At 66.7% G+C, this 20,081-nt stretch carries 19 protein-coding genes; 12 read left to right on the top strand and 7 right to left on the bottom strand.

Features of this window, described 5'->3' with window-relative positions; genetic code table 11:
- Positions 1 to 67 precede the first annotated feature (67 nt).
- From ABUA37_RS09430 to ABUA37_RS09450, 5 genes are read right to left on the bottom strand one after another with little or no spacing between them, the layout of a single operon-like run.
- Positions 68 to 1,336, bottom strand: a complete 1,269-nt coding sequence (locus ABUA37_RS09430) for an ABC transporter substrate-binding protein (protein ID WP_349898886.1) — start codon at positions 1,334 to 1,336, stop codon at positions 68 to 70.
- A gap of 22 nt (positions 1,337 to 1,358) precedes the next feature.
- Positions 1,359 to 2,444 carry a branched-chain amino acid ABC transporter permease gene (locus ABUA37_RS09435; RefSeq protein ID WP_349898887.1) on the bottom strand — a complete coding sequence of 362 codons (1,086 nt, stop codon included), beginning with the start codon at positions 2,442 to 2,444 and terminating at the stop codon, positions 1,359 to 1,361.
- Positions 2,444 to 3,325, bottom strand: coding sequence for a branched-chain amino acid ABC transporter permease (locus tag ABUA37_RS09440; RefSeq protein ID WP_349898888.1), 882 nt, complete (start codon positions 3,323 to 3,325; stop codon positions 2,444 to 2,446). The genes ABUA37_RS09435 and ABUA37_RS09440 overlap by 1 nt, the downstream gene beginning before the upstream one ends.
- Before the next feature lie 3 nt (positions 3,326 to 3,328).
- A complete protein-coding gene (locus tag ABUA37_RS09445) occupies positions 3,329 to 4,039 on the bottom strand; it encodes an ABC transporter ATP-binding protein (RefSeq protein ID WP_349898889.1) in 711 nt (236 codons plus the stop codon).
- Complete coding sequence (locus ABUA37_RS09450; RefSeq protein WP_349898891.1) at positions 4,026 to 4,808, bottom strand: ABC transporter ATP-binding protein; 783 nt, start codon at positions 4,806 to 4,808, stop codon at positions 4,026 to 4,028. Before ABUA37_RS09450 ends, ABUA37_RS09445 begins: the two co-directional genes overlap by 14 nt.
- 266 nt (positions 4,809 to 5,074) lie before the next feature.
- On the opposite strand from ABUA37_RS09450, the gene ABUA37_RS09455 reads away from it, so the two are divergent.
- Positions 5,075 to 5,956, top strand: coding sequence for an IclR family transcriptional regulator (locus tag ABUA37_RS09455; protein WP_349898892.1), 882 nt, complete (start codon positions 5,075 to 5,077; stop codon positions 5,954 to 5,956).
- A 39-nt stretch (positions 5,957 to 5,995) separates the two neighbouring features.
- On the top strand, positions 5,996 to 7,108 hold the full coding sequence (locus ABUA37_RS09460) for a 5-methyltetrahydropteroyltriglutamate--homocysteine S-methyltransferase (RefSeq protein WP_349898893.1): 1,113 nt from the start codon (positions 5,996 to 5,998) through the stop codon (positions 7,106 to 7,108).
- Positions 7,109 to 7,115: 7 nt separating this feature from the next.
- Here the strand turns inward: ABUA37_RS09460 and ABUA37_RS09465 are convergent, their stop codons facing one another.
- Entirely contained in the window at positions 7,116 to 7,880 is a 765-nt protein-coding gene (locus ABUA37_RS09465; RefSeq protein WP_349898894.1) for an NAD(P)-dependent oxidoreductase, read from the bottom strand.
- A 97-nt stretch (positions 7,881 to 7,977) separates the two neighbouring features.
- Here ABUA37_RS09465 and ABUA37_RS09470 point away from each other — a divergent pair, with 97 nt between their 5' ends.
- Both ABUA37_RS09470 and ABUA37_RS09475 read left to right on the top strand, forming a co-directional pair.
- Positions 7,978 to 8,634 (top strand): GntR family transcriptional regulator, encoded by a 657-nt coding sequence (locus ABUA37_RS09470; protein WP_349898895.1) that lies wholly within the window; start codon positions 7,978 to 7,980, stop codon positions 8,632 to 8,634.
- A gap of 97 nt (positions 8,635 to 8,731) precedes the next feature.
- Positions 8,732 to 10,102: an aminomethyl transferase family protein gene (locus ABUA37_RS09475; protein WP_349898896.1), complete on the top strand. Its 1,371-nt coding sequence runs from the start codon at positions 8,732 to 8,734 to the stop codon at positions 10,100 to 10,102.
- Between the two features lie 66 nt (positions 10,103 to 10,168).
- Here the strand turns inward: ABUA37_RS09475 and ligM are convergent, their stop codons facing one another.
- The gene (gene ligM / locus ABUA37_RS09480; RefSeq protein WP_349898897.1) at positions 10,169 to 11,575 is read right to left on the bottom strand and encodes a vanillate/3-O-methylgallate O-demethylase; all 1,407 of its coding nucleotides are present in this window, start codon (positions 11,573 to 11,575) and stop codon (positions 10,169 to 10,171) included.
- A 141-nt stretch (positions 11,576 to 11,716) separates the two neighbouring features.
- Here ligM and ABUA37_RS09485 point away from each other — a divergent pair, with 141 nt between their 5' ends.
- The 8 genes from ABUA37_RS09485 to purU all read left to right on the top strand — a co-directional run bounded on the left by ABUA37_RS09485 (position 11,717) and on the right by purU (position 20,032).
- Entirely contained in the window at positions 11,717 to 12,472 is a 756-nt protein-coding gene (locus ABUA37_RS09485) for a PIG-L deacetylase family protein (RefSeq protein ID WP_349898899.1), read from the top strand.
- Positions 12,469 to 13,182, top strand: coding sequence for a 4-carboxy-4-hydroxy-2-oxoadipate aldolase/oxaloacetate decarboxylase (locus tag ABUA37_RS09490; RefSeq protein ID WP_349898900.1), 714 nt, complete (start codon positions 12,469 to 12,471; stop codon positions 13,180 to 13,182). Before ABUA37_RS09485 ends, ABUA37_RS09490 begins: the two co-directional genes overlap by 4 nt.
- Before the next feature lie 8 nt (positions 13,183 to 13,190).
- Positions 13,191 to 14,255 (top strand): PrpF domain-containing protein, encoded by a 1,065-nt coding sequence (locus ABUA37_RS09495; RefSeq protein WP_349898902.1) that lies wholly within the window; start codon positions 13,191 to 13,193, stop codon positions 14,253 to 14,255.
- 30 nt (positions 14,256 to 14,285) lie between these two features.
- Positions 14,286 to 15,242 carry a VOC family protein gene (locus ABUA37_RS09500; RefSeq protein ID WP_349898903.1) on the top strand — a complete coding sequence of 319 codons (957 nt, stop codon included), beginning with the start codon at positions 14,286 to 14,288 and terminating at the stop codon, positions 15,240 to 15,242.
- A gap of 144 nt (positions 15,243 to 15,386) precedes the next feature.
- A complete protein-coding gene (locus ABUA37_RS09505; protein WP_349898905.1) occupies positions 15,387 to 16,880 on the top strand; it encodes an aldehyde dehydrogenase family protein in 1,494 nt (497 codons plus the stop codon).
- Positions 16,881 to 16,951: 71 nt separating this feature from the next.
- Entirely contained in the window at positions 16,952 to 18,157 is a 1,206-nt protein-coding gene (locus tag ABUA37_RS09510) for an MFS transporter (RefSeq protein ID WP_349898906.1), read from the top strand.
- A 187-nt stretch (positions 18,158 to 18,344) separates the two neighbouring features.
- Complete coding sequence (locus tag ABUA37_RS09515) at positions 18,345 to 19,151, top strand: methylenetetrahydrofolate reductase (protein ID WP_349899315.1); 807 nt, start codon at positions 18,345 to 18,347, stop codon at positions 19,149 to 19,151.
- On the top strand, positions 19,151 to 20,032 hold the full coding sequence (gene purU / locus ABUA37_RS09520) for a formyltetrahydrofolate deformylase (protein ID WP_349898908.1): 882 nt from the start codon (positions 19,151 to 19,153) through the stop codon (positions 20,030 to 20,032). Before ABUA37_RS09515 ends, purU begins: the two co-directional genes overlap by 1 nt.
- Positions 20,033 to 20,081: the final 49 nt, after the last annotated feature.

Below are 20,081 nucleotides of genomic sequence, written 5' to 3' on the forward strand. Positions count from 1 at the left end.
CGAGCGGGCATGCGAAAGGCCGGGGTGATCCGCAGATCACCCCGGCCTTCGTCACGGTTGGGTTAGATCAACCCCACTTTTCCGCGGTGGCGTAACCCTTGCCGTTGTACTTCTGCACCTGCACCTTGGCCACGGCCGGCTTGCCATCAACCGTGGTGTCGATGGTGGAACCGGGCAGCATGAACGGGGCTTCGAAGCCCTTGATGCTGCGCAGCGCACTCATGAACGAGTCACGCGTCGGCTCCTTCATCTTCGTGAACGCCTGCTCGAGGGTGGCGGCACCGATCCAGCTCCACACGCAGTGCGGGAAGGCGGGTACACCGGACTGCTTGGTGTACTTCGCGATCGCGGCAAGGAACGCCTTGCCGGGCTCGCTCGCCTGGAACACCGGGCTCGCAGACGACTCGGAGAACGCGACCGAGTAGATCCCGGGGAACGCAGAACCGCCGCCGGGCTGCAGGATGGCGACCGGGCTCGACGTGTTCGACGGGAGGAACCAGCTGGGCAGCCACTTGAGCTGCTGCGCCTTTTGGAGCGCCGAGATCACCAGCGGGGTGATCGACATCGCGTCGAAGAACACGTCGGCCTTGGTGGCCGCGAGTTCCGTGAGCTGCGCGTCGACCGAGGTGTCGGTCGCCTCGTAGCTCAGCTTCTTGACGATCGTCACGTTCGAGGAACCCTTGAGCGCTGACTCCAGTCCCTCGACGTAGCCCTTGCCGTAGTCGTCGTTCTGGTACAGCACCGCGACGGTGTGCTTCTCCGACGAGCCGGCGAGCAGCTGGCCGAACGCTTCGCCCTCCTGCGAGTAGGTCGGCACGAGTCCGATCTGCTCCGGGCTCTGCTTGGTGTCGCTGAAGATCGGATCTCCGGTCTGTACGAGCACCTGGGGAACCTTCTCGCTGATCGCGGCTTCACGCCAGGCACGGTTGGTCGGCGTGCCGAGGCCGAGGCCCGCGGCGAAGACGCCATCCGAGACCATCTGCTGGAAGTTCGCCAGGGCCTTCTGCGGGTCGTAGCCGTCGTCGTACGCCTTGATGTTGATCTTGCGGGTCTTGCCGTCGCCGAACTTGATGCCGCCCTCGTCGTTCTTCACTCCGAAGTAGGCGAGCGCGCCATCCACGGTGCAGTTTCCCGGACCTGCGGTTGCACCGGTCAGCGGGCTCGTGATGCCGAAGGTGAGCGACGTGTCAGTGATTCCGGGACTCGCCTTGGCTCCATTGCTCGAGGTGGTTCCGCCACCCTCGCGCGAACATCCCGTGAGGGTGAGCGCGAGCGCCGCGACCGAGGTCATCGCGACGACGCCTATGAAGCCGCGTGATCTTTTTCGAATGTTCATGCTGTCCTTGCCTCTCTGTCTTTCAGTGATTCTTCGGTGAAGAGTCCTCGTGGGAACTCGGCACCGAAGCCGTCTGTGGGTTCGGCACCGCCGTGCGCGGTGACCTGTCTTCTGTGCGGCGGGTGCGCCTGCGGATCTGCCGGACGAGGCTGACGAGCCCCCCGGGCAGCAGGAAGAGCACCACGAGAAGAATGACGCCCTGGCTGATCGTGGTGAGGTTCGGGTCGACCGCGTTGGCAAGCTGCGGCACGAGCACGTAGTACGCACCACCGATGAGGGACCCGGCGATGCTGCCGGCGCCACCGATCACCATGGCGGCGAGAAGGCTGATCGACTGCCCGAAGCCGAGCGTCTCGGGAGAGGTGTATTGCACCGCGACCATGTAGAGGAATCCGCTCACGCCGCCGAACAGCGAGGCGACGGTGAACGCGAGCACCTTGTAGCGGTAGGGCGACACGCCCATCGAGGAGGCCACTGCCTCGTTCTCTTTGACGATCGCGAGCGCCCGCCCGTACTTGCCGGTAACGAAGTTGCGCCCGACGATGTACGAGAGGCCGCAGATCACGAGAACGATGTAGAACTGCCACTGGTCGTCGTACAGCCCCGACCAGTCGGGCGCATCCGAGAACCTCGCCGACAGTCCCTGCGAGCCGCCGGTGATGTCGGAGAAGCGCTTGGCCAGCGGCACGCCGACGATCGGCAGCGCGATGGTCACCATGGCGATCGCGAGCCCACCGAGTCGTGCGGCGGCGAGGGCAATCAGCAGGCCCACCGCGCCGGGAATGACGATGGCGGCGACGAAGACAAGCACGATGTTCCAGCCGTGCACTACGCCGTAGGCGGTGACGTAGGCGCCAAGACCGAGGAAGAAGATCTGGCCGAGGTGCACCTGGCCGGCGTAGCCCATCACGATGTTCAGGCCGAGCACGGCGACAGCGTAGACACCGATGCGGATGAGGGTCTGATTCGCGAACTGCGGCAGCGCGAGCGGGAGCACGAGCAGCAACACCACCACCAGAGCGATGAGGCCCCAGCGCGCCCAGGGGTTCTGCAGCATCGAGGAGAATCCCCCGCGCTGCCCGGTCTTTGCCAGTTTTGTCGTTGCCATCAGACGCGCGCCACAACTTTCCGGCCGAACAGGCCCTGCGGACGGAAGATGAGGATCACCAGGATCAGGATGAACGGAACGGCGACCTTCAGGTCGTAGCCGATGAACGACACGTAGACGGCCGCGAGGTTCTCGAGAATCCCGATGAGCCACGCCCCGACCACGGCGCCGACCGGGCTGGTCAGGCCGCCCAGGATGACCGCGGCGAGCGCGTAGATCAGGGCCGTATCGAGCATCCCGGGCGTCAGCGTCAGCTGCGGAGCCACGAGCGTTCCGGCCACCGCGCCGAGCGACGCCGCGAGTCCCCATCCGACCATCAGCAGCCGGCCCACGGGAAGCCCGGAGAAGGCGGAGGATTCTGGGTTCGTGGCAACCGCCCTCAGTGCGAGCCCGAGCTTGGTCTTCATGAACAGCAGCTGCAGCACGACCATGATCGCGACGATCACGAGGAAGGTGCCGAGCGAGCGCCAACTGATCACGGCGCCGAGGAAGTTGATGCTCGACAGCGGGAAGAGGGAGGGGAACTGGTGGTTGTTGTAGCCCCAGAGCCAGGCGCAGATGCCGGTCACGAGCGTCAGGATGCCGATGGTTGCGACAACGGCAGTGTCGGGATCGCCGCGCTCGAACCGCCGCACGAGCGTGCGCTCGATGACCGCGCCGAGCACGAACGACAGCAGGATCGTGACCACGATCGCCAGCAGCAGTGGCAGGCCGAGCTGCACCAGAACGTAGGCGATGTAGGCGCTGAGCACGGCCATGCCGCCCTGAGCGAAGTTGATCAGGCCCGTCGCCTGGTTCACCAGCACGATCGCGAGCGCGAGGGCCGCGTAGATCGAGCCGGTGGACAGCCCGTCGACGATGAGTTGGAGGAATGTACCCATCCGTCAGCCTCCCAGGTAAGCGCGTCGGATCTCGTCCATGCCCTTGAGCTCGGCGGACGTGCCGGTGAGGGCATTGCGTCCGGTCTCGAGCACGGTGGCCGTATCGACGAGGGTGAAGGCGAGATTGGCGTTCTGTTCAACGATCAGCATGGCGATTCCGGACTCCCTGCGGAGTCGGCCGATCGCCTCGTACACGGTCTTCGCGGTGCCGGGCGCGAGACCCAGGGACGCCTCATCCAGAAGCAACAATCGGGGCTTGGCCATGAACGCGCGCGCCACGGCGAGCATCTGCTGCTCGCCGCCCGAGAGGGCCGCGGCGCTTGAGGCGATGCGGTTCTTCAGCTGCGGGAACAGCTCGAGGCAGTAGTCGATGTCACCCGGGATTGCTCTGCGATCCTTGCGAAGGTAGGCGCCGACGAGGAGGTTCTCGCGCACGGTGAGCTGTGCCAGCGTGCCGCGACCCTCGGGCACGTGAGCGATTCCGAGCGCGGCCACACGCTCGGGCCCGATGCCCCGGATGCTGCGGCCGTCGAAGCTAATCGTTCCGCCCGCACGCACGGTGCCGCTGATCGCTCGAAGCGTGGTGGTCTTTCCCGCGCCGTTCGCACCGAGGATGCCGACGGCTCCGCCCTCCGGCACCTCCAGGGAGATGCCCTCGAGCACCTGCACCCGGCCGTACGCCGCCGTGACGTCGACGAGCTCAAGCAGCGCCATCGGTCGCGTCCTTCCCGAGGTAGGCCTCGATCACTCGCGGGTCGGCCTGCGCTTCCGCCGCGGTGCCATCCATGAGCGTGCGCCCGTGGTCAAGCACGACGACACGGTCGGTCAGCGCCGAGATGAGCCCCATGTGGTGTTCGACGATCACGACGGTGATGTCGTCCTCGTCACGCAGCCGCTTGATCGTGTCGATGAAGCTTTCGACCTCGCCGTGCGAGAGTCCGGCTGCCGGTTCGTCGAGCAGCAGCAGCGCGGGTCGCATGAGCAGGGCTCGGCACAGTTCGACGCTCTTGTGCAGGCCATGGCTCAGTTCATCCGCAGCGACGTTCGCCGCCCATCCGAGGCCGACCCGCTCCAACAGGCCGAGCGCCTCGGTACGCAGTTCTCGCTCGGCGCGACGGGTGCGCGGAGTGCGAACCGACCATCCGAGCGGGCCGCCGGGCAGGTGGGTGTGGCCGCCCAGAAGCACGTTCTCCAACACGGTCGCCTTCAACTGCAGGGCCGGATGCTGGAACGTGCGAGCGAGTCCGTGGGACGCGAGGTGCGAGGGTGCGAGGCCCAGCACCTCCTCCCCGCTGATCATGATCGATCCGCTCGTGGGCGTGTAGTGACCACTGATGCAGTTGAAGAGGGAGGTCTTGCCTGCGCCGTTTGGCCCGACGAGACCGAAGATCGCGTTCGGTTCGACCTCGAGGGTGACATCCTCGAGCACCGTGATTCCGCCGAAGTTGAGGTTCACGTCTTTGAGACTCAGGCGGGCAGCCATCCGTGTCCTCTCCCTGGTCGCAACGTTGCTGGGGACTGCGGCTGTTTTCGGCCGCTTCTGCATGACGCTAGAGATCGAAGACGAGATTGTCAACGATTTTGGACCGAGTTTCGCCATCGATGCCCGTTCGTAATGCGGAACGCAGGCGTCAGGCGAGATCCAAGCACGCCGGCAACACCGCGGGATGCCGGGATTCGGTTCAACGGAAATACCGGTAGCGTGAGCGGAGGTTCGCGCGACGCGCGGAACACGACGAGGGAGTCGACATGGCGCGGGGTTCCGACGGCGAATCCGTCTTGAGCAAGCACCTGCGGGTGCTCGACGCCTTCGAGGCGGCGGACCCGTTTCTCAGCCTCACGGCCATCGCCGATCGATCGGGCCTCGCGCCGTCCACGGCTCACCGCATCGTCGCGGAGCTCGAGAAGACCGGACTGCTCGAGCGCCTGCCGGACCGGAGTTATCGTCTCGGCGTGCGCCTGTGGGAACTGGCCTGCCGCACGCCGGGTGCGCTCGGATTGCGAGAGCTCGCGCGGCCATACCTGCAGGCCGTGCACGCGCGAGTGCGCCAGCACGCCCAACTCGCTGTGCTGAGTGGGTTGGAGACGCTCTTCCTCGAGCGACTCTCCGCGCGAGACGCCGTCGTCAATGCCACCCTCGTCGGCGGGCGCATCCCCCTGAACGCCTCGTCGAGCGGGCTCGTGCTGCTGGCGCACGCCGAACCCGAGATCGTGGAGGCAGCACTCGCGCTGCCTCGGCACCGCTACACCGCGCACACCCTCGTCGATGAGAGAGAGCTGCGCTCCGCGCTTGCCCGGGTGCGAGCGGATGGCTGGGCGGTGTGCGGCGGACACATCCACGAGGAGTCGCGCGGCATCGCCGTGCCGATCTACGGTGCCCACCACGATGTGATCGCCGCCATCGGCGTCGTCGTGGCGAACGACGACGCTCCCACCCTGCCGCACGTCGAGCTCCTCACTCGCGCGGCGACGGAGATCTCGGCCGCGATGCGTGCCGCCTACCTTCCCGCCGGCCAGCTCGGCGCCACGCCCGGAGGTCGCTTCCGGCCGCTCGTGAATTCCTCCCTACGCTCGATGGAATACCTCGAGTCGATGGGGGAGCCATCCGCGGCGCGTAAAGCGGGGACATGAGCGGATGACCGGAGAGGCCCCGAGCGTAAACTCTCGACCATGTCAGTGAACCCTCCGTTCCGTGCCGACATCGTCGGCAGTTTCCTGCGCCCAGAGCCGGTCGTTTCTGCTCGCGCCCAATTCGCCGCCGGTCAGATCGACGCCGCGGAGCTCGCCAGAGTGGAAGACGCCGCCATCCGCGAACTGGTCGCTCGCGAGGCTCAAGCGGGATTGCAGCTTGCCACCGACGGCGAATTCCGCCGCTCCTGGTGGCACTTCGACTTCTTCGGGATGCTCGACGGCGTGAGCGTCGTCGAACTCGACCATGGCATCCAGTTCCAGGGCGTGCAGACGCGACCCCGTGGGCTGCACCTCGATGGCACCGTCGGTTTTCCCGCGGATCACCCCATGCTGAGCCACTTCACCTTCCTCAAGTCGGTGGCGGAGGAGGCAGGCGTGGTGCCCAAGTTCAGCATCCCGGCCCCCACGGTCCTCGACTTCCGGCTCGAGCCGAGCGCGTTCGAGTCGTCACCCTACGACGGGCACGACGACCTGTTCGAGGATTTGGCGACCACCTACCGCGCTGCCGTTCAGGCCTTCTACGACGCCGGATGTCGCTACCTCCAGTTCGACGACACCGCCTGGGCCTACCTCTGTTCCGACGCCGAGCTCGAGAAGGCGGCCGCACGCGGCATGCGCACGGACAAGCTCGCGGAGCAGTACGCGGCCCTCATCAACGCCTCGCTGCGAGACAAGCCGGAAGACCTCGTCGTCACCACCCACGTGTGCCGCGGCAACTTCCGTTCCACCTGGATCGCATCCGGCGGGTACGAGCCGGTCGCCGAACAGCTTCTCGGGGAGACCGTGTTCGACGGCTACTTTCTCGAGTACGACAGCGAGCGCGCCGGTGGCTTCGAACCGCTGCGCTTCCTACCGGAGGGTGACAAGGTGGTCGAGCTCGGCCTCATCACCACGAAGACCGGCACGCCGGAGGATCCCGCCGACATTCGCCGCCGGATCGACGAGGCCGCGACGATCGTGCCGCTCAAGCAACTCGCCCTGAGCCCGCAGTGCGGTTTCGCGTCGACCGAGGAGGGTAACGTGCTCACGCCGGACGAGCAGTGGGCGAAGATCGACGCCACCGTAGCCATCGCGGAGTCCGTCTGGGGATGACCCCCGGCTAGCGAGCAGCGATCGCGCTCAACCAGTGCAGGGTCGCATCCGTCATCGCGTGGTCCGCTCCGAGCGATTCGAGATAGTCGCGGGCGTCGTGCATCTCGGCCTCGCGGCGCACGGCGTGCTGCACCGTGCCTTCGAGCAGTCGCTCGACCAAGGCGCGGCCATCCGGTCCGAGCTCCGAGGAGATCTGATCGATCACCCAGTCGCGCACGCCCGCAGCATCTGCTGCCTCGACGCTCTCAAACACGAGGGCGGCGAGTCCCTTCATGAACACGCTGCGCAACAGCTTGAGGCCACCTGCGGTGCCCGCATCGGGGCCGACATCCGTGACCGGGACCTGCAGCTGCGACAGCAGCGGCTCGAGCCGCGATGCACCCGAGCCGCTCAGCAGCAGCGAGGTGTCGAGGCGGGCGCGGGGCACGGGCGCGAGAATCGCGACATCCACAAAGTCAATGCCGGCGGCAGCTGCGGCTGCCGCGAGTCGCTTTTTCTCGGTCGGGCCGCCGGTGTTCATGTCGGCAAAGATCGCGGATGCCGCCATGGCGGGAAGCGCCTCGCCGAGCACGCTCTCGGCGGCACTCGCACCGACGAGGCTCAGGACGATCTCCGCATCGCTCACCGCGTCGGCAATCCGCGCCGCGTGACGCACCCCGGCGGGGGCATCGGCCACGAAGGGATCGGCGGCAGAAACCGTCACTCCCCTGGCCACCAGGTCGGTGGCGTAGATCCGTCCCGCCTCGCCGAGACCCAGCACCGCCACGCGCATTGTGATCTCCCAACCGACGCATCCGCCTCTGTATTGTAGACAATAGTGGCTTGAGTCGAGGGCGGATCGTGCCCGGCCCGCCCAAGAGGAGGCCATGATGTCGATCACCACCCAGCAGGCGATCAGCGACACAGCCGCGGATCAGTCGGTGACGGATGTGATTCGGGACGCGATCATCCGCGGCACCTACGCGCCGAACCAGCGACTCATCGAGGCCGACCTCAGCGCGACACTTTCGGCAAGCAGGGCGACGGTTCGCACCGCGCTGCTCAATCTCGAGAACGAGGGACTCGTCGAGCGGCTTCCGAACAAGGGTTCGCGCGTTCGGGCCATCTCCGTCGAGGAGGCCATCGAGATTCTCGAGGTGCGCATAGGCGTCGAGGGACTCTGCGCGGCGAAGAGTGCGGAATCCCTCACGGAGGATCAGGCCGACGAGCTGCTTCGGCTTCGCTCTCGGATGATCGCCTCGGTCGCCGAAGGAGACCTCATCGAGTACTCGGCACTGAACCGGCTGCTCGACCTGCGCATCCGCGAGTTGAGCGGCCACAGCACGGCGTCATCCGTGCTCGCCCGCCTGCACGCCCAGAGTGTTCGGCACCAGTTCCAGCTGTCGTCGCGGCCCCCGCGAGCGAAGGTCTCTGTGCTCGAGCACGCGGCCATCATCGACGCGATCGTGGCTCGCGATCCGGAGGCGGCCGAGCGCTCGGTTCGCGACCACCTGCGCAGCGTGATCGCTGCCCTCCGCGCCATCTGACCCCGGGCCGCGGCGGAATTCCGATCAACGGAATCGGCGAGCACACACCCTCCGCCACCGTCTTAGCCTGATCGCACCCCTCGAACAAAGGTGCATCATGACATCAGAATCACTCGCTCAGGCCATCGCCAGGGTCGGCAGTCCGGTCGAGCTGCTGCGCAACCAGAACTGGCCGGCGTTCACCTTCCCGGTCGCTCCCGAGTTCACGAACTGGCGCGACGAACAGCGCGCCTGGAACACCTCGGTGGCGCTCATGGACCAGTCACATCACATGACCCAGCTGTTCCTGTGGGGCGACGACCTCATCCCGATGCTGGAGTCGATCTCGCCGAACACCTTCGCGACGTTCCGGCCGGGCGTGGCCAAGCAGCTGATCTCGGTCAACAAGGACGGCTACCTGATCGGCGACGGCATCCTCTTCTACCTCGCGGAGGGCGAGGAGGGGCTCGTGCTCGTCGGGCACCACATGCTCATCGACTGGGTGCGCTTCAACGTCGAGAAGTCGCAGGCCGCAGGCAAGGACGTGCACCTGCGGCTCGACCCCAACTCGCACATGCGCCAGGGACCGCCGACGTTCTACCGCTACGAACTGCAGGGGCCCGACGCCGACATCGTGATGGAGAAGGTCTTCGGCGGCCCGGTGCCCGACGTGAAGTTCTTCCACATCGCGGATGTGACCATCGCCGGTCGCGCGGTCAAGGCGCTGCGCCACGGGATGGCCGGCCAGCCCGGCTTCGAATTCTTCGGGCCGTGGGCTGACAACGAGGTCGTGTTGAACGCGATCATGGATGCCGGGGCCGAGCACGACATCCGGCGCGTGGGGGCGAAGGCCTACTCGTCGTCGCCGCTCGAGTCAGGTTGGGTGCCGACGCCGTTCCCGGCCATCTTCGACGATGACTTCGCGGAGTATCGAGAGTGGCTGCCCGCGGATCGCGCCGGCTCGATCGGCGGCTCGCTCTACTCGACCGACATCCACGACTTCTACATGACGCCGCACGATCTCGGCCTCGGCCGTTCCGTTCGCTTCGACCACGACTTCCACGGCCGTGAGGCCCTCGAGAAACTGGCCGCGTCGCCGCGCAGGCACAAGGTCACGCTCATCTGGAACTCCGAGGACGTCGCCGCCGTCGTGCGCTCCCAGGTAGAGCCGGGCGTCCCCGGCAAGTACCTCGACTTCCCGAAGGCGCGCTATGGCCTGTACCAGATGGACGAGGTCAGGCTGGAGGGGGAGCTGGTGGGCATCTCGACCGATGCCGGTTACGTCGCCTACGACCAGCTGTACATGTCGCTCGCGACACTCGACGTCGGCATCCCGGACGGTACGGAGGTCGAGCTCGTCTGGGGCGAAGACCCGATTTCGAGCAAGGACTCGGTGGATGCGCGGCACCGGCAGATGCGCATCCGTGCGACGGTGGCACCCGCGCCGTACCACGACTACGCGCGAACGGTGTATCGCTCGAACGCCTGAGCACCGCGGCTAAACGAGAGGGCCAGCTGGCCGGTCGATGGACCGGGCAGCTGGCCCTCACTTCGCTCAGACCGCGGTCGCGCCCGTGCGCCATCCGCCGTGGTACTCGCCACGAGCGGTGACGGCGTAGGGCGCGGGGCTGACGATCGCGCGCACCTCGAGCTGGTCGTGCGGCTGCACGGTGGTCTTTCGAGAACCGCCATCCGGCTCGCCCCAGACCACGCGCACCTCCGCGCCGATCGGCACATCCGGGTTGACCGTGGCGAGGGACAGCCCGCGCTTCTCGTTCGCCGTGACGCCCGTGAACAGCGAAAGTCCGACGGTGTCACCGTTGGCGTCGATGATGGCGTCATAGTTCGACGAACCGTAGTTGGCGTTCGGCAGGTCGAAGACCTGGTAGCCCCGCCCCTCGCGGTTGATGGGCGTCGCGAGGAGCTTGGCGAGATCCTCGTCGTTCCAGGCGAGCGTGACCTTCTTGCGCTGGGCATCCCCGTCGATCTTCTCGAGCGCATCGCGGCCGATGAAGTCGTGGTCGAACTTGACGAAGGAGCCGTAGCCGAGTTCCCAGGGGTTCAGGTAGTAGTCCTCGATGTTCGGCGAGACGAAGGAGCCGGCGAGCGCGTTGATCGCCTCGTAGCCGTTGTCGGGAAGCCACTCGCGGTAGGCACGCTCGGCCTCGCTCGAGTAGATCGCCGGCAGCGGCGAGGGGATCCAGCCGGACTCGAGAGTGTTCGAGGAGTATGCCCGAGAGCCGCAGGCCTCGATACCGAACTCGCGGCCGGCCTCGAGAATCGCGTCGCGAATCTTGCCGTGCTGCTCGTAGGGGCCCCACAGTTCGAGGCCCGGTGCTCCCGCCATTCCGTGGCGCAGCGTGCGAACGCGCTCGCCGGCGATGGTCATCTCGCCCATGTGGAAGAAGCGCACCTTCTCGAGCTCTCCACCGTTGAGCTTCTCGATGATCTGCCACGCGTTCGGACCCTGGATCTGGAAGCGGTAGTACTCGCGGTGCACCGCGGCGCCGTAGGGACGCGACGGGGAACGGTCGTCGTAACGGGTCTCGATATCGTAGCCGCCGGTTTCCGCGTGGAACTGCAGCCAGTTGGCTCCCGGATTGCGGCCGACGTAGACGTAGTCGTCCTCGTCGAGACGGAACAGGATGCCGTCGCCGATCACGCCGCCGTTCGAGGCGGTCGGGACGAACTGCTTGGCCGTGTTGACCGGGAAGTTGGCGAAGCTGTTGATGCCCGTGTCGCTCAGGAGCTTGAGCGCATCCGGACCGGACATAAAGAAGTTGACCATGTGGTGGGTCTGGTCGAACAGAACGGCGGTCTCACGCCAGGCGATCTGCTCGCGTCGCCAGTTGGTGAACTCGGCCGGGACCACCGGGTAGATGTAGGTGCCGAGCTGCGAGTTGCGCAGCATGCCGACGGTGTCGCCGGTCTCATCGAGCAGGTCCTGAAGATTGCGTGCCATGTCGTTTCCTCCGACGTCGTTGTCCAGCGGTCTCGCTCCCGACGGTACTACAGATGTACCTATGCGCAGAGTGATTTTTGAGTAGACAAAATTGTAACCATAATCTTGACCACTGCGCCAGGGTGTGGTTCTCTGAGTCCCATGGCACACGCATCCACCCCCCTGCTCGTCGTCAGCGCCCACGCCGGAGACTTCGTCTGGCGCGCGGGCGGGGCCATCGCCGCCGCGACCATGAGGGGCGAGCGGGCCGTCGTCGTCTGCGTGTCCTACGGCGAGCGCGGCGAGTCCGCGAGCCAGTGGCTGCAGGGCAAGACGCTCGACGAGATCAAGGCGATCCGGCGTGACGAGGCCACGGCAGCGGCATCCGCCCTGGGTGCCGAGATCGAGTTTCTGGATGCCGGTGATTACCCCCTGCTTGAGTCGCCCGAGATGGTGGACAAGCTCGTCGATGTCTACCGGCGCGTGCAGCCCGGCATCGTGCTCACCCACCCGCTCGTCGATCCATACAACGGCGATCACCCGGCCGCGGCACGCATGGCGCTGCAGGCGAGGGTGCTCGCCCAGGCGATCGGCGTGACCAACGCCGACGGCTCCTCCCCCACTAAGGAGGAGATCATCGGCGCTCCTCCGGTCTTCTTCTTCGAGCCGCACCAGCCAGAGCAGTGCGACTTCAAGCCGAACCTGCTGCTCGACATCACCGAGGCCTTCCCGCTCAAGCAGAAGGCGATGGAGTGCCTGCCCGCGCAGAAGCACATGTGGGAGTACTACACCTCCCTCGCCGTTCGGCGCGGTGTGCAGGTCAAGCGCAACGCCGGACCGAACCTCGGGCTGCCGGCCAACACGATGGGTGAGGCCTACATGCGCTATTACCCCCAGGTGACGAGCGTGCTCGAATGAACGAGGTGAACCGCACCGGCTTCGTCGTCACCGACATCGAACGAGCGGATGCCGCGATCATCGATGCCCTCGGCGTGCACGGCGTCGCAACGGTGCACGAGGCGATGGGTCGCAGCGGTCTCGTCGGGGCGGCCGTGCGGCCGATCCAGGAGGGTGCGCGCATCGCGGGTTCGGCCGTCACCGTGCTCAACTGGCCGGGTGACAACCTCATGATCCACGCTGCGGTCGAGCAGTGCCGGGAGGGCGACATCCTCGTCGTCACGACGAATTCCCCATCCCCGGACGGTTCGTTCGGCGAGCTGTTCGCCACGGCACTTCAGCACCGTGGCGTGCGCGGGCTCGTGACCACGGGCGGCGTGCGGGATGTCGTCGATCTGCGCAGGATGCGCTTCCCCGTGTGGTCCGCGGCGGTGAACGCGCAGGGCACCGTCAAGGCGACCGCGGGGTCGGTGAACGTTCCGATCTCCGTCGGCGGCACCGTCGTGCGCGCGGGCGACATCATCGTTGCCGACGACGATGGCGTGCTGTGCGTGCCGCGAGCCTCGGCGGCCAGCGTACTCTCGGCATCCGATGCCAGAGTGGCCAAGGAGACGGCCTCGCGAGCTTCATATCAGGCCGGAGAACTCAGCCTCGATCGCAACAAGCTGCGCCCCGTGCTCGCCGACCTCGGCGTGCGTTACCTCACCGAGAACGAGTTTCTCGCGGAGTAGGAGGAGAGATGGCCGTGACGACGGGCATACCCTGCATCCTGATGCGGGGCGGCACCTCCAAGGGCGCCTATTTTCTCGCGTCCGATCTTCCCGCGGACGCCGCAGAGCGGGACGACCTGCTGCTGCGCATCATGGGGAGCCCCGACCCAGCGCAGATCGACGGCCTCGGCGGCGCTCATCCGCTCACCAGCAAGGTTGCCGTGCTGTCACGCTCGAGCGAGCCGGACTTCGACGTCGACTATCTTTTCCTGCAGGTCGTGGTCGATGCGCCAGTGGTGAGCGACGCGCAGACCTGCGGCAACCTGCTCGCGGGCGTCGGCCCGTTCGCTCTCGAGCGCGGGCTCGTGGATGCCGCGAACGCGAAGGCGGGTGTGCGCATCCGCATGATCAATACCGGGGATGCGGCGACGGCACGATTCGCGGTGATCGACGGCGCACCGGACTACGACGGCACGGCGGCGATCGCAGGGGTTCCCGGAACCGCTGGCGCGATCGAGCTCGAGATGTCGGCTGGCGATCGGCCCCTGCTGCCCACGGGCAACGCCTCCGACGAGATCGAGGGACACCGCGCCACGCTGGTGGACAACGGGATGCCCGTCGTGCTGCTGCGCGCCGACGAATTCGGGGTGAGCGGCGACGAGTCGCCGGCGGAGGTCGAGGGCCGAGCCGAGCTGAAGGACAAGCTTGAGCACATCCGGATGGCGGCGGGACGCATGATGGGACTCGGCGATGTCTCCGCGCAGACCGTTCCGAAGATGTTCCTGCTCTCGCCACCGCGCCGCGGCGGCGTCGTGAGCACTCGCGCCTTCATCCCCTCGCGAGTGCACACCTCGATCGGCGTGCTGATGGCGGCATCCGTCGCCGCGGGCGTGACCATCCCGGGCGCCGTCGGCTCGGACTTCGCCGCCGTTCCGGCCTCGGAGACCTACCCCATCGAGCACCCCACCGGCACCTTCCCGGCGAAGGTGCGGGTATGGCAGGACGACGGCGGCACCTGGCGGGCGAGCTCCACCTCGCTTCGCACCGCTCGCAAGATCTTTGAGGGCACGGTCTTTCCGCGTCCACGCACCTAACCAGCATCACCTGTCAGAGAGGACAGTTTCATGACCGACTCCGCTTCATTCGACCTTGCCCACATCGGCAACGTCGAACTGCTGACTCCCACGCCGGAAAAGAGCCTGTGGTTCTTCCGCGACCTCCTCGCGATGCGCGTGGTCGCGGAACACGGCGACTCCGTGTACCTGCGCGCCTGGGACGAGTACCAGCTGTACACGATCAAGCTCACAGCCTCGGATGCCGCCGGCGTCGGCCGCACCACCTACCGCGCCTCATCGCAGGAGGCGCTCGAACGACGAGTCGCCGCGATTCAGGCGGCAGGGTTCGGCGACGGCTGGGTCGACGGCGAGGTCGGCACCGGACCCACCTTCATGTTCCACGACGCGGACGGCCACTCGATGGGCGTCTACTACGAGACGGAACGTTACGTCGCGGGCGATGACGACAGGCCCGCGCTCAAGAACCAAGCCTCCGCCTTCCCCGGCCGCGGCGTGAACGCGCGCCGCCTCGACCACATCAACTACCTGGCGAAGGACGTGGAGGCGAACGGCGAGTTCCTCGCGAAGGCACTCGGCATGCGCGAGTCGGAGCGGATCCGGCTGAACTCGGGGAAGTTTGCGGCGTGGTGGTTCCACTTCAGCCTCAAGTCCTACGACGTCGTGTACTCGGACGACTGGACGAAGCACGGCAACCGCCTGCACCATGTAGCGTTTGCGACCGACACGAGGGAAGACATCCTGAAGGCCGCCGACATCTTCCTCGAGAACGGCATCCACATCGAGTCGGGCCCGCACAAGCACGCGATCAACCAGACCTTCTTCCTCTATGTCTGGGAGCCGGGCGGCAACCGCATCGAGTTCGCCAACGCGGGAGCTCGCCTGCTGCTCGACCCCGACCAGCCCGTCGTGGAGTGGTCGGAGGAGGAGCGCAAGAAGGGCCAGGCCTGGGGAATGAAGACGATCGAAACCTTCCACACGCACGGAACGCCGGTGGTGGAGCAATAGATCAGCATCGACCATACCTATTCGTACGCATAGGTGATTGGATGAGGGCGTAGCCCGGGTGTTGGGCCCGGACACCAAAGCGATCCAGACAGGATCCACGGCGGATCAGAGCAGATCCGCACTAGGCGAGAGGTGGCATATCGAATGTCAGAAGCAGTGGGCACGGTGGAATCCGTGCGTACGGGGCTGTTCATCGGCGGGGAAGTCCGGCACACGGACAACACCCTGCGGGTAGCCGATCCGGGCAAACCGGCAGTGATCGTCGGCGAGGCGGCATCCGCGACACCGGCGGACGTTGCCGACGCCGTCGCGGCGGCACGCGCGGCATATCCCGCCTGGTCAGCGCTGAGCGCGAAGGAACGGGCCGCGAAGATGGCCGAGGCGATCGCAGGGATCGCCGACGACCGAGACACGGATGCGGCGATCCTCTCCCAGGAGAACGGCAAGATCCGGATGGAGGGCTGGATCGACGCCCTCGTCTTCGAGATCCGCTGGAACCTCGCGCTCATGATCGCCGACCAGGTCGACTCGAGCCACACCCTTCCGGTCATACCCGGGAACATCCCGGTCGCCACCGAGGTGAGCTACCAGTCGCTCGGCGTCGTCACGGTGATCGTGCCATTCAACTGGCCGATCGCCATTCTGGGCGCGGCGCTTCCGGGCGCGCTGCTCGCTGGCAACACGAGCATCGTCAAGCCGCCGCCCACGACGCCACTGGCGATCACGCGCATGGTGCAGCGCATCGCGGAGAAGCTGCCGGCCGGAGTGCTCAACATCATCACCGGTGAAGACAAGAACATGACCGCGCTCATCACCGATGTGGACAAGGTCTGCTTCACCGGCTCCGTTGCCGGCGGCAAGCGCATCATGGAAATGGCTTCGAAGAACCTGACCAGGGTGACGCTCGAACTGGGCGGCAACGATGCGGCGGTCTTCCTCGAAGACGCCATCCTCGATGACGTTCACCTCGACAGGCTCTACGCCGCGATCTACGACACCACGGGCCAGATCTGCATGAACGCCAAGCGCGTCTACGTGCACCGCTCGCGCCTCGACGAGGTCGTCGCGGGGCTCTCGAGCCGGCTCGAGCAGGTCGTGCTCGGCTACGGCCTCGACGAGGGAACGACGATGGGCCCGCTGCACCAGCCGGCCCAGAAGGCGTTCGTCGACGAGATCATCCAGGAGGCCAAAGATGCCGGGGCGGATGTTCGCGAGTTCGGCACCCTGCCCGGCGGAGACCTGGCCGGCGGTAACTTCGTGCGTCCGACGCTCGTGGTGAACCCCGACCCCTCCCTGCGCGTGGTCACCCAGGAGCAGTTCGGACCCGTCATCCCGATCATTCCCTTCGACACCGAGGAGGAGGCGATCGCCGCCGCGAATGACACCTGGGCCGGCCTGTGTGGTTCCGTCTGGACCGCATCGCCCGAGGCCGCGAACCGGGTCGGATCGCAGCTGGTCTGCGGTTACGTCTGGGTCAACGACCACGGCGCAACGCGACTCGACCTTCGGGCCCCGTTCGGCGGGATGAAGCAGTCCGGATTCGGCCGCGAACAGGGGATCGAAGGCATCCGCGCGTTCCAGGACACCCGCTCGATCGCGACGATCGACGCTGATGCCCTGAACGCCATGGCGCACTGACCGGGACGGGCCGCGCGCGATCAACCCGCGCGGCCCGCCCCCTCGCCGACAATCAACTCGTGGAGGCGAGAATGGACGACCCCAAGGCAGAACTGCGGCCCCGCCTGCTCCTGCTGATCGCCGTGTGCCTCGTGGCCGCCAATATGCGGCCAACGGTCACGGCGATCGGGCCGCTCCTCTCCCAGATCGGCTCGGATACCGGGATGTCCGCCGGCACGCTCGGCCTCGTTGCCTCTGTGCCACTTCTCGCCTGGGGCATTTTCTCCTCGTTCGCACAGCGACTGAGCCGCCGCTTCGGAATGTCGCGGGTGATGCTGTGGTCCCTCGTGGCCCTCGCCGTCGGCACGGCCGTGCGGTCACTGCCCGGGCCGGTGGCCAACCTGTGGATCGGCACCGCCCTCCTCGGGCTCGCCCTGGCCATCGTGAACGTGTTGATGCCCGCCGTCGTGAAGCGCGGCTTCGCCGGGCACGTTGCCGGGATGACAGCCGTCTACTCCGCGCTGCTCGGCGGCTTCGGTGCCCTGTCCTCCGGCTTCGCTGTGCCGGCCTCCCACCTTCCCTGGCCGCAGGACCCGGCCGGCTGGCGCTTCTCGCTCCTCGCGATCGGAGGGATCCTGCTGCCATTCGCGATCGCGGCGTGGGTGTGGGCCTCGCGCACATCGCGCATCGAGCCGGCGATCCGGCCCTCCGGTCCCCATTCGCGCACGGGCATCTGGACCGACCCGGTCGCCTGGCTGGTCGCGGCTTATATGGCATTCCAGGCATCCATCTTCTACATGGTCGTCACCTGGCTCGCGACGATCTCGACCTCGCTAGGACGTTCCGCGGCGGTGGCGGGCGTCGACGTGATGACCTTTCAGCTCTTCTCGATCGCGGGGTCGCTCCTCCTTCCGCTCCTCCTGCGCGGCCGTGCGCGCCGAGTGATCCCGGGGGTCATCCCCTCTCTCGGCGTCGTCGGCGTGGTGGGGCTGCTCTTCGCGCCGCAGGCGCTCCTGCTGTGGATCGCGTGCATCGGACTCTCCTCCGGTGCTTCGCTGAGCATGTCGCTCACGCTCATGGCGCAGCGCGCTCGCGAGCACGATACGGCGGCGGCGCTCTCCGGAATGTCGCAGTCGGTGGGCTACATCGTCGCCGCAGCCGGGCCCGTACTGTTCGGATCATTGCACGCGTCGACGGGAACCTGGGCCTGGTCGCTCGGCCTCCTGCTGGTCGCGATGGTGGGGCAGGCCATCACCGGCATTCTCGTGGGCGGCGATCGGTACGTGCTCGAGCGCTGAGCGTCCGGCGGCCTCGCCGCGACGAGGATGACTATAGACATTCCCTATGCACATAGGTACTGTGGAAGCGAGGATTGCGACGATGCACTCCTGCTGACAGCGAAAAGGACCTCGATCAGTGGCACACTCGAATCCAGTCCCGAACAGGGCGGCTGCCCTCGATCTCACCAGCAACTTCTCGGTGGAGATGACCGGCAAAGACATCCCCGGCCTCGAGGAGGCGCGCGACGTCATTCCCGCGGGAACCAAGGTCAACGTGACCTTCCTCGGCAACGAAGACCTGGAGATGCGCGTCGCGGCGGCCAAGGCTGTCAAAGACATGGGCTTCATCCCCGTTCCCCACATCTCCGCCAGGCGCCTGCAGTCCGAGGCCCAGCTCGAGGAGTTCCTCGGCCGCCTGCAGGAGGTCGATGCCACCGAGCACGTGTTCTCCGTCGGCGGAGATCCGGCCGAGCCGGAGGGTCCGTACGGCAGCTCGCTCGACGTCATCCGCAGCGGCGTGCTGCAGAGGTTCGGCGTGCGTGAGGTGAGCATCGCCGGGTACCCGGAGGGACATCCGGATATCAAGGATGACGTGCTCTGGCCCGCGCTCGAAGACAAGTCGGCGGCGCTCAAGGAACAGGGGCTGGATGCGGTGATCCTCACCCAGTTCGCCTTCGACACCGACCCCGTCATGGCGTGGATCGAGCAGGTGCGCGGCCGAGGCATCACCACCGAGATCAGAATCGGAACACCCGGACCGGCCGGCATCAGGCGCCTGCTCGGCTTCGCTCGCCGCTTCGGCATCGGCGCGAACGCGATGATCGTGAAGAAGTACGGTTTCTCCCTCACCAACCTCATGGGCACCGCAGGCCCGGACCAGTTCGTCACCGACCTGTCGAGCCTGCTGGCATCCGACCCACGCTCGGGCGAGGTCAAACTGCACTTCTACACCTTCGGCGGCCTGCGAGCGACGGCCCAGTGGGTGCACGACTACAACGCGGGGCAGAGCTGATGGGCCTGCTGACCGTGCACTCCGAGGCGCTGAAGGACCGCGCCTGCCTGATCGTCCACGGCTCGGATGCGCCCGGCATCGTCGCCGCGGTGACCGCCCTCATCACGCGCAACCAGGGCAACATCGTCTCGCTCGACCAGTACTCCGACGACGCTAACGGCGGCGCGTTCTTCCAGCGCGTTGTCTTCCACCGCAGCGACCTGAGCGCGGCGATGCCCGAGATCGAGGCGGATCTCGAGAAGACCATCGCACCGCTCGGCCTGCAGTGGGTGCTCACCGACCAGTCCGTGCCGAAGCGCATGGCCATCCTCGTCTCCACCTCGGACCACTGCCTGCTCGAACTGCTGTGGCGCCACCGCAGGGGCGAGCTTCCGGTCACCATCCCGATGGTGATCTCCAATCACACCAATACTGCCGAGGATGTTCGCTCCTTCGGAGTGCCGTTCTTCCACGTGCCATCGCAGGGTGCCGACAAGGCGGCGGCCGAGGATGCGATCATCGACCTCCTCGTCGGCAACGTCGACTTCGTCGTGCTGGCCCGCTACATGCAGATCCTCTCCGACGACTTCCTCGAGAAGGTCGGGGTGCCCGTCATCAACATCCACCACTCCTTCCTCCCCGCGTTCATCGGCGCGGCGCCGTACCGCAAGGCGAAGGAGCGCGGCGTGAAACTCATTGGCGCCACCTCGCACTACGTGACCAAAGACCTGGATGAGGGACCCATCATCGAACAGGACGTCGCCCGGGTGGACCACTCGATGGATGCCGCGGCGCTTCAGGCTCGCGGCGCCTACGTCGAGCGGGCGGTGCTCTCCCGTGCCGTGCAATGGCATGCGGAGGACCGCATCATCCGGCACGGCAATCAAACGATCGTGTTCTAAACGCACGACAAGACCCGCGTGCCGGACCGTCCGGCTCGCCTCACGGAAC

This window comes from Parafrigoribacterium soli (assembly GCF_040227235.1).
In the GTDB taxonomy this organism is placed as follows: Bacteria; Actinomycetota; Actinomycetes; order Actinomycetales; family Microbacteriaceae; genus Parafrigoribacterium_A; species Parafrigoribacterium_A soli.